A 16,654-nucleotide genomic window follows, 5' to 3' on the forward strand; every position below is an offset into this window, starting at 1 on the left:
GGCGTCAAGCGACGGCAACGACGTCGAGAATGCGTTGCACCACGCGGTCCTGGTCGATGCCGGCGGCTTCAGCTTCGAACGACAGGATGATGCGGTGACGCAGCACGTCGAACAGCACCGCCTGGATGTCTTCCGGGCTGACGAAATCGCGACCGGCCAACCAGGCGTGGGCCCGGGCGCAGCGGTCCAGGGCAATCGAGCCGCGGGGGCTGGCGCCATAGGCAATCCACTCGGCCATTTCCGGGTCGAACTTGGCCGGGGTGCGGGTGGCCATCACCAGTTGCACCAGGTATTCCTCCACCGCGTCAGCCATGTACAGGCCGAGGATTTCCTTGCGCGCGGCGAAAATCGCCTGCTGGCTGACCCGGCGCTCGGGCTTGGTCTCGCCGTTTAGCGCTTCGCCACGGGCCTGCTGCAGGATGCGGCGCTCGACAGCGGCGTCCGGGAAGCCGATTTTCACGTGCATCAGGAACCGGTCGAGCTGGGCTTCAGGCAGCGGGTAGGTGCCTTCCTGCTCGATGGGGTTTTGCGTGGCCATCACCAGGAACAACGGCGACAACTCGTAAGTGCTGCGCCCCACGCTGACCTGGCGCTCGGCCATGGCTTCGAGCAATGCCGACTGCACCTTGGCCGGGGCCCGGTTGATTTCGTCCGCCAGCACCAGGTTGTGGAAGATCGGACCTTGCTGGAACACGAAACTGCCGGTTTCCGGGCGATAGATCTCGGTGCCGGTGATGTCGGCGGGCAGCAGGTCGGGGGTGAACTGGATGCGATGGAACTGTGCCTCGATCCCTTCGGCAAGCTCCTTGATAGCCTTGGTCTTGGCCAGGCCGGGAGCGCCTTCAACCAGCATATGGCCATCGGCGAGCAGGGCAATGAGCAAGCGCTCGATGAGTTTTTCCTGGCCGAGAATCTGCGTTGAAAGAAAGGTTCGCAGCGCAAGCAGCGCTTCACGATGTTCCATCGATGACGGTTCCTGGAGGGGTGAGACTGGGCATTGCGAAAAATGCCAGGCCTGGGGGCGTTACTTTAATGCATCGGAGGGGGTGGCGACTAACGGCGCGGGGGGTATTTTTTGGGAAATGTGGGAAATTTCCGAGGTTTTTTCCGATAGACGCCTGCCTTTGTGGTGAGGGAGCAAGCTCCCTCGCCACATTGTGCGGGTTTGGCAGCTAGGCCCGGATATAGGTCCCGGTGCCCTTGAGAATGTTCTGCAAGGTTTCTTCCACTTCGGCCAGGTCCGACTCTGCGGTGCCGTGGCTGATTTCCAGATGATCGCTGCCGCCCAACGCATCGGCATCCGCTGCGCCAATCTCCACGAGCAACGTCGTGGCACTCAGGGTGATCTTCAACCCGTCCAGGGTCGACGGCTCGTAATCCCAGGTGATCTCCACCTCGTCCTCATCCGGATAACGGGTCACCATGAACATCTCGCCCTTGTCGCCGTGGCAGCAGAGCATGGCCATGTTGTCTTCTTCGTCATCGCACGGGTTGACGATCAGGTGGGCGGTGGTGAGTTGCAATGGCATGGTTAATCCTGTCTGGGGGAGGGCGAAGCAGGGCAATTGTGCCATTGCGGCGAATTTTGTGCTGCATCGTGTGTCAGACCTTTTGGCATGACCTGGCGGGCTACATCAGTCATTTCCGATACTCGGCGCCCCGGGATTTCTCTGAAAAACACCCGGTTGCCCAAGTCGCAACCCGCCAGCAGCGTGCCGATGACCGAATATGTCGCAGCGTCGCAAGCAGCCTGCTTCCTACACTCGTTAAGCTGCGCAACGGATGTGCCCTGCCGGGAGTCTGACCTGCCCGTCGTACCGTCACCTGGCAAGGTGCGCATCTTATGGAAGTTGAATGTGACCTCATTGTCTTGTCCAGCTTCACCCACCTGTCACTCTGAATTCGTTACTGTAGACCGCGAACAGAGCTGACGGTCTCCCCGCAAGGGGATAACACGCGACGCTTCCATCAATAACAAGCCCAAGCGGAGTACCACAGATGGCGTTCTTCACCGCAGCCAGCAAAGCCGACTTCCAGCACCAACTGCAAGCGGCACTGGCGCAGCACATCAGTGAACAGGCACTGCCACAAGTGGCGCTGTTCGCTGAACAATTTTTCGGCATTATTTCCCTGGATGAACTGACCCAGCGTCGCTTGTCCGACCTGGCCGGTTGCACCCTGTCTGCCTGGCGCCTGCTTGAGCGCTTTGATCACAACCAACCGCAAGTGCGGGTCTACAACCCCGATTACGAACGTCATGGCTGGCAATCGACCCACACCGCGGTCGAAGTGCTGCACCACGACCTGCCATTCCTGGTGGACTCGGTACGCACCGAGCTGAACCGTCGTGGCTACAGCATCCATACCCTGCAAACCACCGTGCTCAGCGTGCGTCGTGGCAAGAAGGGCGAGTTGCTGGAAATCCTGCCGAAAGGCACCCAGGGCGAAGACGTTCAGCAAGAATCGCTGATGTACCTGGAAATCGACCGTTGCGCCAACGCCGCCGAGCTGAGTGTCCTGAGCAAGGAGCTTGAGCAGGTACTGGGCGAAGTGCGCGTTGCAGTCGCCGATTTCGAACCGATGAAAGCCAAGGTCCAGGAGCTGCTGGCCGGTATCGACGCCAGCTCTTATGTGATCGACGGCGAAGAGAAAGCCGAGATCAAAAGCTTCCTGGAGTGGTTAGTAGGCAACCACTTCACCTTCCTCGGCTATGAAGAGTTTGTGGTACGTGACGAGGCGGATGGCGGTCATATCGAATATGACACCCACTCGTTCCTCGGTCTGACCAAGCTGCTGCGCCCGGGCCTGACGGCCGATGACCTGCGCATCGAAGACTACGCAGTGAACTACCTGCGTGAGCCGGCTGTGCTGTCGTTCGCCAAGGCTGCTCACCCAAGCCGCGTACACCGCCCGGCCTACCCGGACTATGTGTCGATCCGCCAGATCGATGCCGACGGCAAGGTCGTCAAGGAATGCCGCTTCATGGGCCTCTACACCTCCTCGGTGTACGGCGAAAGCGTGCGAGTGATTCCTTACATCCGTCGCAAGGTTGCGGAAATCGAACGTCGTTCGGGCTTCCAGGCCAAGGCGCACTTGGGCAAGGAACTGGCCCAGGTGGTCGAGGTACTGCCCCGTGATGATCTGTTCCAGACCCCGGTGGACGAGCTGTTCAGCACCGTGATGTCGATCGTGCAGATCCAGGAACGCAACAAGATCCGCGTGTTCCTGCGCAAAGACCCGTACGGTCGCTTCTGCTACTGCCTGGCTTATGTGCCGCGGGACATCTATTCCACCGAGGTGCGCCAGAAGATCCAGCAAGTCCTGATGGATCGCCTGAAAGCCTCGGACTGCGAGTTCTGGACTTTCTTCTCCGAGTCGGTACTGGCTCGCGTCCAGCTGATCCTGCGGGTAGACCCGAAGAACCGCCTGGACATCGACCCGCTGCAACTGGAAAAAGAAGTGGTGCAGGCCTGCCGCAGCTGGCAGGACGACTACTCCAGCCTGGTGGTGGAAAGCTTCGGCGAAGCCCACGGCACCAACGTGCTGGCGGACTTCCCGAAAGGCTTCCCGGCCGGCTATCGCGAGCGTTTTGCGGCGCATTCGGCCGTGGTCGACATGCAGCACTTGCTCAGCCTCACCGAAGCCAACCCGTTGGTAATGAGCTTCTACCAGCCATTGGGCCAGGTTTCCGGTCAGCGCGAGTTGCACTGCAAGCTGTATCACGCCGACACCCCGCTGGCACTGTCCGACGTACTGCCGATCCTGGAAAACCTCGGCCTGCGTGTACTGGGTGAGTTCCCGTACCGCCTGCGTCATGCCAATGGCCGCGAGTTCTGGATTCACGATTTCGCGTTCACCGCCGCCGAAGGCCTGAACCTCGATATCCAGCAGCTCAACGACACCCTGCAGGACGCGTTCGTGCACATCGTCAATGGCGATGCCGAGAACGATGCGTTCAACCGCCTGGTGCTGACCGCCGGCCTGCCTTGGCGCGATGTGGCGCTGCTGCGAGCCTACGCCCGTTACCTGAAGCAGATTCGCCTGGGCTTCGACCTGGGTTACATCGCCAGCACCCTGAACAACCACACCGACATCGCCCGCGAGTTGACCCGGTTGTTCAAGACCCGCTTCTACCTGGCGCGCAAGCTGACGGCCGAAGACCTGGAAGACAAGCAGCAACGTCTGGAGCAAGCGATTCTCACGGCCCTGGACGACGTTCAGGTGCTCAACGAAGACCGCATCCTGCGTCGCTACCTGGACCTGATCAAGGCTACCTTGCGGACCAACTTCTACCAGGCGGATGCCAACGGTCAGAACAAGTCGTACTTCAGCTTCAAGTTCAACCCGCACGCCATTCCAGAATTGCCGAAGCCGGTGCCGAAGTTTGAAATCTTCGTTTACTCGCCACGGGTTGAAGGCGTGCACCTGCGCTTTGGTAACGTCGCTCGCGGTGGCCTGCGCTGGTCCGACCGTGAAGAAGACTTCCGCACTGAAGTATTGGGCCTGGTAAAAGCCCAGCAAGTGAAAAACTCGGTGATCGTGCCGGTGGGCGCCAAGGGCGGCTTCCTGCCGCGTCGTCTGCCATTGGGCGGCAGCCGGGACGAGATCGCGGCCGAGGGCATCGCCTGCTACCGCATCTTCATTTCCGGCCTGCTGGACATCACCGACAACCTGAAAGACGGCGTCCTGGTGCCTCCGTTGAACGTGGTGCGCCACGACAACGATGACCCGTACCTGGTAGTAGCAGCGGACAAGGGCACTGCGACCTTCTCCGACATCGCCAACGGCATCGCCATCGATTACGGCTTCTGGCTGGGTGACGCGTTCGCTTCCGGCGGTTCTGCCGGTTACGACCACAAGAAAATGGGCATCACCGCCAAGGGTGCCTGGGTGGGTGTGCAGCGTCACTTCCGTGAGCGCGGCATCAACGTCCAGCAAGACAGCATCACCGTAGTGGGCGTGGGCGACATGGCCGGCGACGTGTTCGGCAACGGCCTGTTGATGTCCGACAAGCTGCAACTGGTCGCGGCCTTCAACCACCTGCACATCTTCATCGATCCAAACCCGAACCCGGCCAACAGTTTCGCTGAACGTCAGCGCCTGTTCGACCTGCCGCGCTCGGCCTGGACCGACTACGACACCAGCATCATGTCGGAAGGTGGCGGTATCTTCTCGCGCAGCGCGAAGAGCATTGCCATCTCGCCGCAGATGAAAGAACGCTTCGACATCCAGGCCGACAAGCTGACCCCGACCGAACTGCTGAACGCCTTGCTCAAGGCGCCGGTGGACCTGTTGTGGAACGGCGGTATCGGTACTTACGTCAAGGCCAGCACCGAAAGCCACGCCGATGTGGGCGACAAGGCCAACGACGCCCTGCGCGTCAACGGCAACGAGTTGCGCTGCAAGGTGGTGGGCGAGGGCGGTAACCTCGGCATGACCCAATTGGGTCGTGTGGAATTCGGCCTCAATGGCGGCGGTTCCAACACCGACTTCATCGACAACGCCGGTGGTGTGGATTGCTCCGACCACGAAGTGAACATCAAGATCCTGCTCAACGAAGTGGTGCAGGCCGGCGACATGACCGACAAGCAGCGCAACCAGTTGCTGGCGAGCATGACCGACGAAGTCGGCAGCCTGGTGTTGGGCAACAACTACAAGCAAACCCAGGCCCTGTCCCTGGCTGCCCGCAAAGCCTTCGAGCGAGCGGCCGAGTACAAGCGCCTGATGAGCGACCTGGAAAGCCGTGGCAAGCTGGACCGCGCCATCGAGTACCTGCCTTCGGAAGATCAACTGACCGAGCGTGCCGCCACCGGCAAGGGCCTGACCCGTCCGGAGCTGTCGGTACTGATCTCCTACAGCAAGATCGACCTCAAGGAAGCGTTGCTCAAGTCCCTGGTACCGGATGACGACTACCTGACCCGCGACATGGAGACCGCGTTCCCGCCGAGCCTGGTGGCGAAGTTCTCCGAAGCCATGCGTCGCCATCGTCTGAAGCGCGAGATCGTCAGCACCCAGATCGCCAACGACCTGGTCAACCACATGGGCATCACCTTTGTTCAGCGGTTGAAAGAGTCCACCGGCATGAGCCCGGCGAACGTGGCCGGTGCTTACGTGATCGTGCGTGACATCTTCCACCTCCCGCACTGGTTCCGTCAGATCGAAGCCCTGGACCACCAGGTTTCGGCTGAAGTGCAACTGGCGTTGATGGACGAACTGATGCGCCTGGGCCGCCGTGCCACACGCTGGTTCCTGCGCAGCCGTCGCAACGAGCAGGATGCTGCCCGTGACGTCGCGCACTTCGGTCCGCACCTGGCGGCGTTGGGCCTCAAGCTCGACGAACTGCTGGAAGGTCCGACCCGCGAAGGCTGGCAGAACCGTTACCAGGCCTATGTCGAAGCCGGTGTGCCGGAGCTGTTGGCGCGCATGGTGGCAGGCACTACCCACCTGTACACCTTGCTGCCGATCATCGAAGCCGCTGACGTGACCGGTCAGAGCGCGGCGGACGTGGCCAAGGCGTACTTTGCCGTGGGCAGCGCCCTGGACTTGCCGTGGTACCTGCAGCAGATCAGCGATCTGCCGGTGGGCAACAACTGGCAGGCCCAGGCCCGCGAAGCCTTCCGCGACGACGTGGACTGGCAGCAACGGGCGATCACCATCAAGGTTCTGCAAATGGCCGATGCGCCAGAAGACATGGAAGCCCGCGTGGCGCTATGGCTTGAGCAGAACGCGAGCATGGTGGAGCGCTGGCGCGCGATGATGGTGGAGATTCGTGCTGCGGTCGGTACGGACTACGCCATGTACGCGGTAGCCAACCGTGAGTTGCTGGACCTGGCGATGAGCGGCCAGTCGGTGCTGTAATGGGTCTGACTGAGCGTTAAAACAAAAAGCCCGGTATCGAAAGATACCGGGCTTTTTTGTGTGCGCCATTTACAGGCTCGACAGCTGCTACGTGATAAGGAGCTTGGCTTCCAGATGGTCCAGATGTTGAGTCATTAAGGCTACGGCTTTGCCGGCATCGCCTTGCTCCACCGCATCCACAATCGCCATGTGTTCCTGCCATGCGCAATACGTGCAAGCCTTGGCCTCAAACTGCGCAATCGCCAATGAGGTGAGCGGCACCAGGCTGTTGAGAAATTGTGCCAGCGGGGCGTTACCCGCAATCGCCGCCAGTTGCAGGTGAAATTCCCCGGAAAGGCGAATCGCCGGGCCACGTTCGTCACGCTCGATGCAGTCGCGCTCCCGTGCGATCAACTCCCGCAGTTGGCGAATCTGCGCCGGTTTCGCCTGGGCACACGCCAACTGCACCACGGTGATTTCCGTCAGGCGTCGCGCCTCGAGAATCTGCTGGGTCCGTTGTGCATCCGGTGCCGCCACCTGGGCCCGATGGTTGGGCCGCAGGATGATCACTTGCTGGTGCGAAAGCCGCGCCAGCACTCGGCGAATCACGCTGCGGCTGACGCCAAAACTTTGCCCGAGGCTCTCCTCGGTAAAACGGCTGGCGGGGGCGATGCGTTGCTCGAGAATGGCGTCGAACAACGCCGGGTAGATGTCGTCCACCGAGAGTTTCGGCTTGCCCACCAGGCGCAACGGCGTAAAGGGGAAAGGGGGGTGCAGGGCGTGAGCGGTCATGCGCGGTCTCCTGGAAGTCAGCTACCCAGATGGTCATCCGGGATGTTCAAGCGAATGCCCATGCGCAAGCCTTCCTGCAGGATGTGCCGGCGCATTTCGGCGCTGGCCAGGGCGCTGTTTTTGTTGCGGATCGCGCGCACCACGGCGTCGTTTTCCTGCAAGCGTTCCGCCAGGTGTTCGGGGGAGTTGCGCAGCACCTGGGCGCTTTGCTTGAGGGCGTTGCTGGTCTGTTGCACCACGTTCTGGAAGATCGGGTTGGAGGTCAGGGCGAACAGTTCTTCGTGGAACGCGATGTAAGCGTTCATCCCGGCTTCGCTGTCGCCGGCGTCGAGGGCTTCGCGCATGTCCATCAGGGTCAGGCGTAGTTGCCCGACTTCCTTGCTGCTGATGGATTGCGCCACTAAACCTACGATAAACGGCTCGAGGGTGTATCGCAGTTGCAGGATGTCTTCGAGGCTGGCATCGGCCACGCCGCTGTCCTGGGCCTGGGATTCGCTGAGGGTGGTTTCCAGCACCACCACGCCCTTGCCGGGCATGGAGCGCACCAGGCCGAGGGTTTCGAGCACGATCACTGCTTCGCGCAGGCTTGGGCGGCTGATGCCCATTTGCTCGGCCAGTTCACGCTGGCCGGGCAGCATCTCGCCGCGCCGCCACTGACCCCTCGCCAGGGCGGCGCGCAGTTTTTCTACCACTGAATTGACGACGGTTGAGGTGCTGATCACGTCTACGTCTCCTTGAAGTTGCAAATACGGTAGTGAATCCAGCGAAGGTCTATTGTGGGAGCTGGCTTGCCTGCGATGGCGATGTGTCAGCCACCCCATCATTTACTGATACACCGCCATCGCAGGCAAGCCAGCTCCCACATTGGATTTGTGTTGTCTTAGAACTCCTGGTGCGCCGGCAAGACCGGCTTCTTGGCCTGGAAGGCATACCCTTGTTGCCCGTCCAGCACCTTGTTGGCGCGCTGGATATCGATGTCTTTTTCCCAGCGGGCGATGGCCACGGTGGCGACGCAGTTGCCGATCAGGTTGGTCAGCGCCCGGCCAATGCCCATGAACCAGTCCACCGCCAACACCAGCACCAGGCCCACCACGGGAATGGCCGGGATTGCGGTCAGTGTCGCCGCCAGAATCACCAGTGCCGAGCCCGGAATCCCGTGGGCGCCCTTGGAGGTGATCAGCGACACCAGCAGGATGGTCAGCAGGTCGGTCATCGACAGCGGTGTGCCGGTGGCGTTGGCGATAAACACGATGGCCAGGGTCAGGTAGATCGAGAAACCGTCGAGGTTGAACGAGTACCCCGTCGGAATCACCAGGCCCACGGTGGAGCTGCCAATCCCGAGGTGCTCCAGTTTACGCATGATCTGGGGCAACACTGCGTCGGAGGAGGCAGTGCCCATCACGATCAACAGTTCTTCCCGCAGGTACTTGAGCAGCGGCATCATCCGCAGGCCCGAAAGGCGCATCACCAGGCCGAGAATCACCGCGACGAACAGGAAGCAGGTGAGGTAGAACAGGCCCACCAGGCTGCCCAGGTGTTGCAAGGAGTCCAGGCCATAAGTGCTGGTGGTGAAGGCGATGGCGCCGAACACGCCGATGGGTGCGAGGCGCACGATCATGCCCATGATGCGGAAGATCACGTGGCTCAACTCGTTGATCAACCGTGAGATCCCGGAAGCAGCTTCGCCCACCAGGTTCAGTGCGCTGCCGAACAACACGGAGAACAACAGCACTTGCAACACGTTGTTGTCCGCGAAGGCGCCGATCACCGAGTTGGGGATCAGGTCCATCAGGAACTGGCTGGTGCCCTTGATGTGCTGGCCTTTGTCGGCCAGTTCATTCAAGCCGGCAGACGACAGTTGTTCCAGGTGGATATTGGCGCCCGTGCCGATCCCGGTGCTGAAGGCCATGATCAGGCCGATCACCAGGGCCACGGTGGTCAGTGCTTCGAAGTAGATCACCGACTTGAGGCCGATGCGTCCGACTTTCTTCAAGTCGCCGGCGCCGGAAATACCGCTGACCACCACGCAGAATACGATCAGGCCAATCAGCATTTTGATCAGCTTGATAAAGCCGTCACCCAGGGGTTTGAGTTGCGAGGAGAATTCGGGGAGGGTGAGGCCGCAGATTATGCCGATCACCAGGCCAATCACGACTTGCAGGAAAATCGAACGCGAGCACCATCTGAGCATGGGAAGGATCTCTATTCGGTGCCCTGGTGGGTCCAGGGCTTAATTGTTGTGGTCTGACCGGTATGTCCAGTGCGGGGCCAGTCTACGCTCGGATTTTTTCAAGTCGCAAGTAAATATTACGTGGATCGCCGGTCCCGGTCTGACCAGTGGGTATGTAAGGTCTGTGCTTGAGCGGTTGGCGGCGGGAAATTTTTTTCGCTTATCATCCGCAGCTTGGGCAAACAGGTGAGCTATGGATATCCCGGGACTGACGACGGATGAGAACGGCCTGACGCGCTGCACATGGCGCACGGCAGCAGCGGAATACCCCGATTACCACGACCATGAATGGGGCGTGCCGGTGGCTGATGACATTGCGCTGTACGAGAAGATTTGCCTGGAGGGTTTTCAGGCGGGCATGGCGTGGATCACCATCCTGCGCAAGCGCGAGGCGTTTCGCCGGGCGTTCGAGGGCTTTGATTTTCGCCGGGTGGCGCAGTACACCGAACAGGATATCGACCGCTTGATGGCCGACCCGGGCATTGTGCGTAATCGCGCCAAGATCGTCTCCACCATCAACAACGCCCGGCGGGCCTGTGAGCTGGTGGATGAAACCGGATCGCTGGCGGCGTGGCTGTGGTCGTTTGAACCGTCCGCCGACGAGCGCCCGGCGCAGGTCGACCTGGCATACTGGACGGCCAACCCGACCTCGGCCGCTTCAACACGCTTGTCCAAGGCACTGAAAAAACGCGGCTGGAGCTACGTGGGGCCGACCACCATGTATGCGTTCATGCAGGCGATGGGCATGGTCAACGATCATCTTGAAGGCTGTGCCTGCCGGCTTCGAATCGAACACCTGCGCCACCACTTCAAACGACCCTGAGCCACTGACTGTGCGCGGTTAAAACTGTGGGAGCAGGCAAACCAGCTCCCACAGGAGAGGGCGGTGGCGCGGGTTAGTGTGGCAGCGGCGTGAGTACGTCGGCCTTGTCGTCCATCACCATCACCACCAGCAATTTGGCCGGTTGGGTCTGGCTGGCATTGCTCGATTCAAAGTGCCGCGAGCCAGCGGGTTCGTAGAACGATTGGCCGACCTTGTAGGTGATCGCCTTCTCATCGTTGACCCGCGAGGTGATTGCACCTTCCAGCACGTAGGCCACGGCAGTGCCGGTGTGGCTGTGGGGCACGGTGGCCTGGCCCGGCGCATAATCCACGGTGAGCATCACGGTTTTCTTGCCGGGGACGTTGGCCAGGGCGTGTTCCTGCAACACGTTGATCTTTTCCTGGTTGTACACCGGGTCGTGGGCAAAAGCGCTTAACGAGGCCAGCAGCAGGGTGGTGCCGAGCAGTACTTTCATGGTGAGGCTCCGAGTGAGTCGAGACCCGTTCACCCTAGGCCCCGATTCGGATTTGACCAATAGCCAATCCGGCGGAAATTCCCTCAGCCAATCTGTCGCAGGATATCCCGCATCACGTCCAGCGCCGGGTCAATGTCCAGGGTTTCGATCGCGCCAAACCCGATCTTCAGCCCCTCGCGTACCGGTGTGTCGTGGAAAAACACGCTCAGCGGATAGAGTCCCACGTCGGCCTCCCTCGCCCGTTGGATGAGCTGTGGAATATTCACCGGCACCTTGCACAGTGCGGCCAGATGGAACCCGGCCACGGTGGGGACCACGTTGAACCACGGCGAGAGGTCCCCCGCCAGGCGCTGCAGAATCCGTTCCCGGCGTCCGGTATACACCCCATGGCAGCGCCGAATGTGCTTGAGCAGGTAGCCTTCGCTGATGAACTTGGCCAGGGCCCATTGCGGCAGGGTGGAGCTGTGCTGGTCGGTCAGCTGCTTGGCCTTGAGCACCGCGCCGAAAATCGCCGGCGGCAACACCGTGTAGCCCAGGCGCAACTCCGGCAGCAGGGTTTTCGAGAAGGTCCCGACGTAGGCGACCACGCCGCGGGTGTCCATGCTTTGCAAAGAGTCGGTGGGGCGGCCCTCATAGCGGAATTCGCTGTCGTAGTCATCCTCGATCACGATGGCGCCCAGCGCCAGCGCACGTGCCAGCAACGCCTCACGGCGCGGCACGCTCATGGGCATGCCCAGGGGGAATTGATGGGACGGGGTCACGTAGATCAGCCGCGTGCCGTCGGGAATCAAGTCGACCCGCAGGCCGTGCTCGTCCACCGGCACGCCCACCACGGTCGCCCCCATGGCGTCGAACATCAGTCGCACCGGGGGGTAGCCGGGGTCTTCCATGGCGACGACGGTGCCCGGTTCCAGCACCACGCGGGCGATCAGGTCGAGTGCCTGCTGGGCGCCGTTGGTGACTACGATGTCGTCTTCACTGCACCTGACCCCACGGGAAAATGCGATATGCCCGGCGATTGCACTGCGCAGGGCCGGCAAGCCTTCCGGCCGGCTGTAGAAGCCGCTGTCCTGCGAGATACGGCGCAAGGCGTCGAGGGTGCAGCGCCGCCATTCATCCTGGGGGAACTGGCTGCGGGCCGTGGCGCCGCCGATAAAGTCCCGGCTCGGGCGGGTTTCACGGTTGGGGTGACCCATGGGCGCGGGAAGGGCCTGCCATTTGGCGAGGTTGGCGGCGCAGGCCAGGTCGGCGGCACTTTGCAGGTGTTCGCGGCGCGTGGCCCAGGCGTTGACGAACGTGCCACGGCCGATCTTGCCGACCAACAACCCTTCGTAGGTCAGCGCCGCGTAGGTGTCTGAGACTGTCTTGCGCGACACGCCCAGTTGCAGGGCCAGCAGGCGGCTGGGAGGCAATTGCGACCCGGCCACCAGTTGTCCCGACTCAATGGCCGTGCGCAGTTGCTGGTAAAGCTGTTCGGCCAGGTCCTTGCGGCCCTTGATAACGACGTGCAGTTCCATGTTTCATCCAGAGGCAAGCAATCACCCGCAAGATTACCGCAAGTCACCCGCCAGCCGAATCAGGACAGGAAACCACCGTCCACATTCAACGACACACCGGTGGTGTAGCTCGACGCATCGCTGGCCAGGTACAGCACCGCGCCGGCCATCTCGCTCGGGTCGGCCACGCGCTTGAGGGGGATCTGCGCCAGGGCCATTTTCAGGATCGAGTCGTTCTTCACCAGCGCCGAGGCGAATTTGGTGTCGGTCAGGCCCGGCAGCAGCGCGTTGCAGCGAATGCCGAACGGCGCGCATTCCTTGGCGAAGACTTTGGTCATGTTGATCACGGCGGCCTTGGTCACCGAGTAGATGCCCTGGAACACACCCGGCGAGATCCCGTTGATCGAGGCCACGTTGATGATGCTGCCGCCGCCGTTTTCGCGCATCAGCTTGCCGGCTTCCACGGACATGAAGAAGTAGCCGCGAATGTTCACGTCGACGGTCTTCTGGAACGCGCCCAGGTCGGTGTCCAGCACGTTGCAGAATTGCGGGTTGGTGGCGGCGTTGTTGACCAGGATATCCAGGCGACCGAACTGTTCGCGGATCGCGGCAAACACGTTCGTGATCTGTTCCATTTCGCCGATATGGCAAGCAATGGCGGTGGCCTTGCCGCCGTCGGCGATGATCGCGTCGGCCACGTGCTGGCAGCCGTCGAGCTTGCGGCTCGACACGATCACGTGGGCGCCTTGCTGGGCCAGCAACTTGGCGATGGCTTCACCGATACCGCGGCTGGCGCCGGAAACGAAAGCGATCTTGCCGTCGAGGTCGAACAGTTGGGTCTTGGACATGGTTTTTCCTTGAAGAGGGTCAGAGGGAAGACTGTTTGATGACGTTCAGGCTCATCTGCTCCAGCAGCTTGTTCATGTGAATGAACTGCGCAAAGCGTTTGTCCTGGGTCTGGCCATGGAAGAAGCGGTAGTAGATCTGCTGCACGATGCCGGCCAGGCGGAACAGGCCATAGGTGTAGTAGAAGTCGAAATTGTCTATCTGGATTCCGGAGCGTTCGGCGTAGTAGTCGACGAACTGGCGGCGGGTGAGCATGCCAGGGGCGTTGCTCGGCTGGCGGCGCATCAGTTGCACCGGCGCCGGGTCGGCCGCTTCGATCCAGTAGGCGAGGGTGTTGCCCAGGTCCATCAGCGGGTCGCCGAGGGTGGTCAGCTCCCAGTCCAGCACGCCGATGATCTGCATCGGGTTATGCGGGTCGAGGATCACGTTGTCGAAGCGGTAGTCGTTGTGGACGATGCTCGAGGTGGGGTGGTCGGCAGGCATCTTGTCGTTGAGCCAGGCACGCACAGCTTCCCAGCTCGGCGCGTCAGGGGTCAGGGCCTTTTCGTAACGGTCGCTCCAGCCGCGAATCTGCCGCTCCACATAACCTTCAGGCTTGCCCAGGTCGGCCAGGCCGCAGGCGCTGTAGTCGACCTGATGCAGCTCGACGAATTTGTCGATAAAGCTTTTGCACAAGGCTTCGGTTTTCGTCGCGTCCAGGCCCAGTTCCGGCGGCAGGTCCGAGCGCAGGATGATCCCGTTGACCCGCTCCATCACGTAGAACTCGGCACCGATCACCGACTCGTCGGTGCAATGCACGTAGGCCTTGGGGCAATACGGGAAACCGTCCTTGAGCTGGTTGAGAATCCGGTATTCGCGGCCCATGTCGTGGGCGGACTTGGCCTTGTGGCCAAAGGGCGGGCGACGCAGCACGAATTCCTGGCCGGGGTATTCCAGCAGGTACGTCAGGTTCGAGGCACCACCCGGGAACTGGCTGATTTTGACGTTGCCGCTCAAGCCCGGGATATGGGCCTTGAGGTAGGGATCGATGAGGCTGGCATCAAGTTCTTCGCCGGGGCGAATCTGGGTCGATTGGTCATTAAGCGCCATGCTTATCCCTTCTGCTTATTCTTAAGGCCTTGGACTATTGGCTAATCTAATGCGCGCGGCCGCCCAGCCACAAGGTTGGGGCGGCTTAATAGGTTAGCGTGTTGGCCGATGATCAGCGGGCTTGATGTGCTCAGATCACCAGAATTGCGCGCCCGCTGGGGTTGCAGGACAGGTTGGCACCGATTTCGACTTTTGCCAGGTCCACGCCCAGGCCGGTCAGCAGGTTGTTGACCAATGGGTCGAGGAGCGGGCTGAGCACGCCTGAGATAATGCTGGTGAGGAGATTGAGAACACCCGTCACCAGGCCGACCACCAAATTCAGCACCAACCCCAAGAGCCCGCCTTGTGTGGGTGGATGATTGATCAACTGGATGCCACTGAGGGTGTTGCTCAAGCTGCCTACCACGTTACTGGAACTGAAGCTGAAGTAGTCAGGGGGCTGCTTCACCTCGGGCGGCGACATATAGGTGTGGTTCCTGGTGGTCTTGGCCACGCTGCTGTCGACTCGCAGGCTGATGCCGCCGACGGCATAGGGTTGCCGAGGGTCACAGGCGCCCTTGCTGCAGGTTTGTATGCCCAGGTCGAGCAATGGAAACTCGTCGACGCTCAGCGGGGCGGTGGAGGAAAACAGGTTTTTCGGATCGATCTGGCCGACCATCAACCGCACGGCCGAAGTGGTACCCACCACCGACAACGATTTGTCCGTCGGCCCGTTGCAGCGAAAGCCGGTCACCTCGCTACTGCCACTGGCCGCTTCCAGGGCCACGTCGAGTTGGGTGCCGATTTTCGCGTCCAGGGAGCTGCCGAGCAATAACCCCAGCAGGCCTGTCACCCCGCCCACCACATCGTTCAGCACGCCGACCACGGGCAAGTTCACGGAGATCAGGGTCCTGACTTGTGCGGTCCTGACGTAGATCGGCTGGGTGGCGATCAGCTTCGGGTTGCCGATGGCGGATATCTGCGCCGGTTCAATGACCTTGGTCTTGACCGTGATGTTCAGTAACCCCAGTACATCCACCGGCAGCTCCACCGCCACGGCGTTGTACTTGTTCGACAGTTGCACAAACCCCTGGATCAGGTTGAACAGTTGCAGCTTAACGTCGAGGGCGCTCTTGTCGGTGCCGTTCTGGATGGTCAACAGGTCCCCCAGGTGCAGGATCTTGGTGCCGGGTGCAATCAGCTTGATCGCCTCCAGGTTGTTGATCACCACCTTGACCGCATCGCTCCCCAGCTTGAGTACGTCAATCGCGGCCTGGATCAAGTCGCCGACGCTGGCGTCGGTCTTGAGCAGTTCGTCGTAATTGCCGGCGCTGACATTCAGCCGGATGGCCAGGGCGTCGAGATAACTGAGCAGGCTGATGTTGGTGTTGATCAACCCCTCCCAGCCCACCGCGTTGAGTTGCAATTTGCCCCCCAGCAGGCCGCCGATCAGCGCGTTGAGCGCTGCGGACTTGGTGCTGTCCACGGTCAAGAGCGTGCTGCGAATGGTCAGCGTTGCCACCGGTGGTGCGGGGACGGCGGCCACGGCCACGGCCTGCAACCGGATGGTCGGTTCGAAAGGGCCAGGGGAGAACAGCATGAACAGGCCGTTGGCGATACTGGTGACAACGCGATGGGTGGCGATGACCTGGATCGCATCGGCCTTGGAGGGGTTGGGGCTGAAGGTGCGTATGAAGTCAGCCCCGGTGACCAGGGTGCCACAGGCGGTGGCCAGGGTGCGGTTGTCGTCGATCGGGAAGTCATTGCGGGTCGCGCTTTGAATCGCGAATTGCACGGCGTTGGTGTTCGGGGAGACGCAGGCGCCGCCGCGGGTCACCACTTCCAGTGCCGCGGTGTCGGCAACCCGTTGCAGCTTGCGCTTCTCCAGGTACAGCCGGCCGCTATCGACTACCAACAACATAAACAGCAGGGCGATGCCGAGAGTCATCGCGCCCATCAGTCCTATTGCGCCGCGTTGCCGGGCCGGGCCGAGTCCATGGCAAACCATCCTGCGTTCCTTTGCCGGTCCAGTGCCGACGTCCTGAGCATCCCCGCAAGCAGTGTAGTCAGGATTTGGATGGTTGCTG

Annotated in this window: 12 protein-coding genes; 2 read left to right on the forward strand and 10 right to left on the reverse strand. The window is 61.3% G+C overall.

The features are described 5' to 3' along the window. Positions 1 to 4 precede the first annotated feature (4 nt). Together BLU46_RS30045 and BLU46_RS30050 are read right to left on the reverse strand one after the other, a co-directional pair. On the reverse strand, positions 5 to 964 hold the full coding sequence (locus BLU46_RS30045; protein WP_003218556.1) for an AAA family ATPase: 960 nt from the start codon (positions 962 to 964) through the stop codon (positions 5 to 7). A gap of 208 nt (positions 965 to 1,172) precedes the next feature. Beyond that, a complete protein-coding gene (locus tag BLU46_RS30050; RefSeq protein WP_093209152.1) occupies positions 1,173 to 1,529 on the reverse strand; it encodes a hypothetical protein in 357 nt (118 codons plus the stop codon). A gap of 469 nt (positions 1,530 to 1,998) precedes the next feature. Between BLU46_RS30050 and BLU46_RS30055 the strand changes: the two genes are divergently transcribed. Next, positions 1,999 to 6,858, forward strand: a complete 4,860-nt coding sequence (locus BLU46_RS30055; RefSeq protein WP_093209156.1) for an NAD-glutamate dehydrogenase — start codon at positions 1,999 to 2,001, stop codon at positions 6,856 to 6,858. An 87-nt stretch (positions 6,859 to 6,945) separates the two neighbouring features. On the opposite strand, the gene BLU46_RS30060 is transcribed toward BLU46_RS30055, so the two are convergent. The 3 genes from BLU46_RS30060 to BLU46_RS30070 all read right to left on the reverse strand — a co-directional run bounded on the left by BLU46_RS30060 (position 6,946) and on the right by BLU46_RS30070 (position 9,820). Next, on the reverse strand, positions 6,946 to 7,629 hold the full coding sequence (locus tag BLU46_RS30060; protein ID WP_093209168.1) for a GntR family transcriptional regulator: 684 nt from the start codon (positions 7,627 to 7,629) through the stop codon (positions 6,946 to 6,948). A 17-nt stretch (positions 7,630 to 7,646) separates the two neighbouring features. Beyond that, positions 7,647 to 8,351, reverse strand: a complete 705-nt coding sequence (locus tag BLU46_RS30065) for a FadR/GntR family transcriptional regulator (protein WP_063029417.1) — start codon at positions 8,349 to 8,351, stop codon at positions 7,647 to 7,649. A gap of 158 nt (positions 8,352 to 8,509) precedes the next feature. After that, the gene (locus tag BLU46_RS30070) at positions 8,510 to 9,820 is read right to left on the reverse strand and encodes a C4-dicarboxylate transporter DctA (RefSeq protein WP_093209172.1); all 1,311 of its coding nucleotides are present in this window, start codon (positions 9,818 to 9,820) and stop codon (positions 8,510 to 8,512) included. A 232-nt stretch (positions 9,821 to 10,052) separates the two neighbouring features. Here BLU46_RS30070 and BLU46_RS30075 point away from each other — a divergent pair, with 232 nt between their 5' ends. Further along, entirely contained in the window at positions 10,053 to 10,682 is a 630-nt protein-coding gene (locus tag BLU46_RS30075; protein WP_093209177.1) for a DNA-3-methyladenine glycosylase I, read from the forward strand. A 73-nt stretch (positions 10,683 to 10,755) separates the two neighbouring features. Here the strand turns inward: BLU46_RS30075 and BLU46_RS30080 are convergent, their stop codons facing one another. From BLU46_RS30080 to BLU46_RS30100, 5 genes are all read right to left on the reverse strand, one after another. Continuing rightward, a complete protein-coding gene (locus BLU46_RS30080; protein WP_003210770.1) occupies positions 10,756 to 11,157 on the reverse strand; it encodes a cupin domain-containing protein in 402 nt (133 codons plus the stop codon). Between the two features lie 83 nt (positions 11,158 to 11,240). Beyond that, positions 11,241 to 12,674 carry a MocR-like pyridoxine biosynthesis transcription factor PdxR gene (pdxR, locus tag BLU46_RS30085; RefSeq protein ID WP_093209182.1) on the reverse strand — a complete coding sequence of 478 codons (1,434 nt, stop codon included), beginning with the start codon at positions 12,672 to 12,674 and terminating at the stop codon, positions 11,241 to 11,243. Positions 12,675 to 12,733: 59 nt separating this feature from the next. Continuing rightward, the gene (locus BLU46_RS30090; protein ID WP_093209187.1) at positions 12,734 to 13,501 is read right to left on the reverse strand and encodes an SDR family oxidoreductase; all 768 of its coding nucleotides are present in this window, start codon (positions 13,499 to 13,501) and stop codon (positions 12,734 to 12,736) included. Between the two features lie 19 nt (positions 13,502 to 13,520). Next, complete coding sequence (locus BLU46_RS30095; RefSeq protein ID WP_093209192.1) at positions 13,521 to 14,588, reverse strand: phosphotransferase family protein; 1,068 nt, start codon at positions 14,586 to 14,588, stop codon at positions 13,521 to 13,523. A 130-nt stretch (positions 14,589 to 14,718) separates the two neighbouring features. After that, positions 14,719 to 16,575 (reverse strand): pilus assembly protein TadG-related protein, encoded by a 1,857-nt coding sequence (locus BLU46_RS30100; RefSeq protein ID WP_063029428.1) that lies wholly within the window; start codon positions 16,573 to 16,575, stop codon positions 14,719 to 14,721. Positions 16,576 to 16,654: the final 79 nt, after the last annotated feature.

Origin of the sequence: Pseudomonas yamanorum (assembly GCF_900105735.1) — a bacterium.
Classification (GTDB): Bacteria; Pseudomonadota; Gammaproteobacteria; order Pseudomonadales; family Pseudomonadaceae; genus Aquipseudomonas; species Aquipseudomonas yamanorum.

What these genes read in the sequence shown, in the direction of transcription:
- BLU46_RS30060 (WP_093209168.1), bottom strand. Translation starts at nt 7,629, where the DNA reads ATGACCGCTCACGCCCTGCACCCCCCTTTCCCCTTTACGCCGTTGCGC.
- pdxR (WP_093209182.1), bottom strand. Translation starts at nt 12,674, where the DNA reads ATGGAACTGCACGTCGTTATCAAGGGCCGCAAGGACCTGGCCGAACAG.
- BLU46_RS30075 (WP_093209177.1), top strand. Translation starts at nt 10,053, where the DNA reads ATGGATATCCCGGGACTGACGACGGATGAGAACGGCCTGACGCGCTGC.
- BLU46_RS30070 (WP_093209172.1), bottom strand. Translation starts at nt 9,820, where the DNA reads ATGCTCAGATGGTGCTCGCGTTCGATTTTCCTGCAAGTCGTGATTGGC.
- BLU46_RS30090 (WP_093209187.1), bottom strand. Translation starts at nt 13,501, where the DNA reads ATGTCCAAGACCCAACTGTTCGACCTCGACGGCAAGATCGCTTTCGTT.
- BLU46_RS30100 (WP_063029428.1), bottom strand. Translation starts at nt 16,575, where the DNA reads ATGGTTTGCCATGGACTCGGCCCGGCCCGGCAACGCGGCGCAATAGGA.
- BLU46_RS30045 (WP_003218556.1), bottom strand. Translation starts at nt 964, where the DNA reads ATGGAACATCGTGAAGCGCTGCTTGCGCTGCGAACCTTTCTTTCAACG.
- BLU46_RS30080 (WP_003210770.1), bottom strand. Translation starts at nt 11,157, where the DNA reads ATGAAAGTACTGCTCGGCACCACCCTGCTGCTGGCCTCGTTAAGCGCT.
- BLU46_RS30055 (WP_093209156.1), top strand. Translation starts at nt 1,999, where the DNA reads ATGGCGTTCTTCACCGCAGCCAGCAAAGCCGACTTCCAGCACCAACTG.
- BLU46_RS30050 (WP_093209152.1), bottom strand. Translation starts at nt 1,529, where the DNA reads ATGCCATTGCAACTCACCACCGCCCACCTGATCGTCAACCCGTGCGAT.
- BLU46_RS30095 (WP_093209192.1), bottom strand. Translation starts at nt 14,588, where the DNA reads ATGGCGCTTAATGACCAATCGACCCAGATTCGCCCCGGCGAAGAACTT.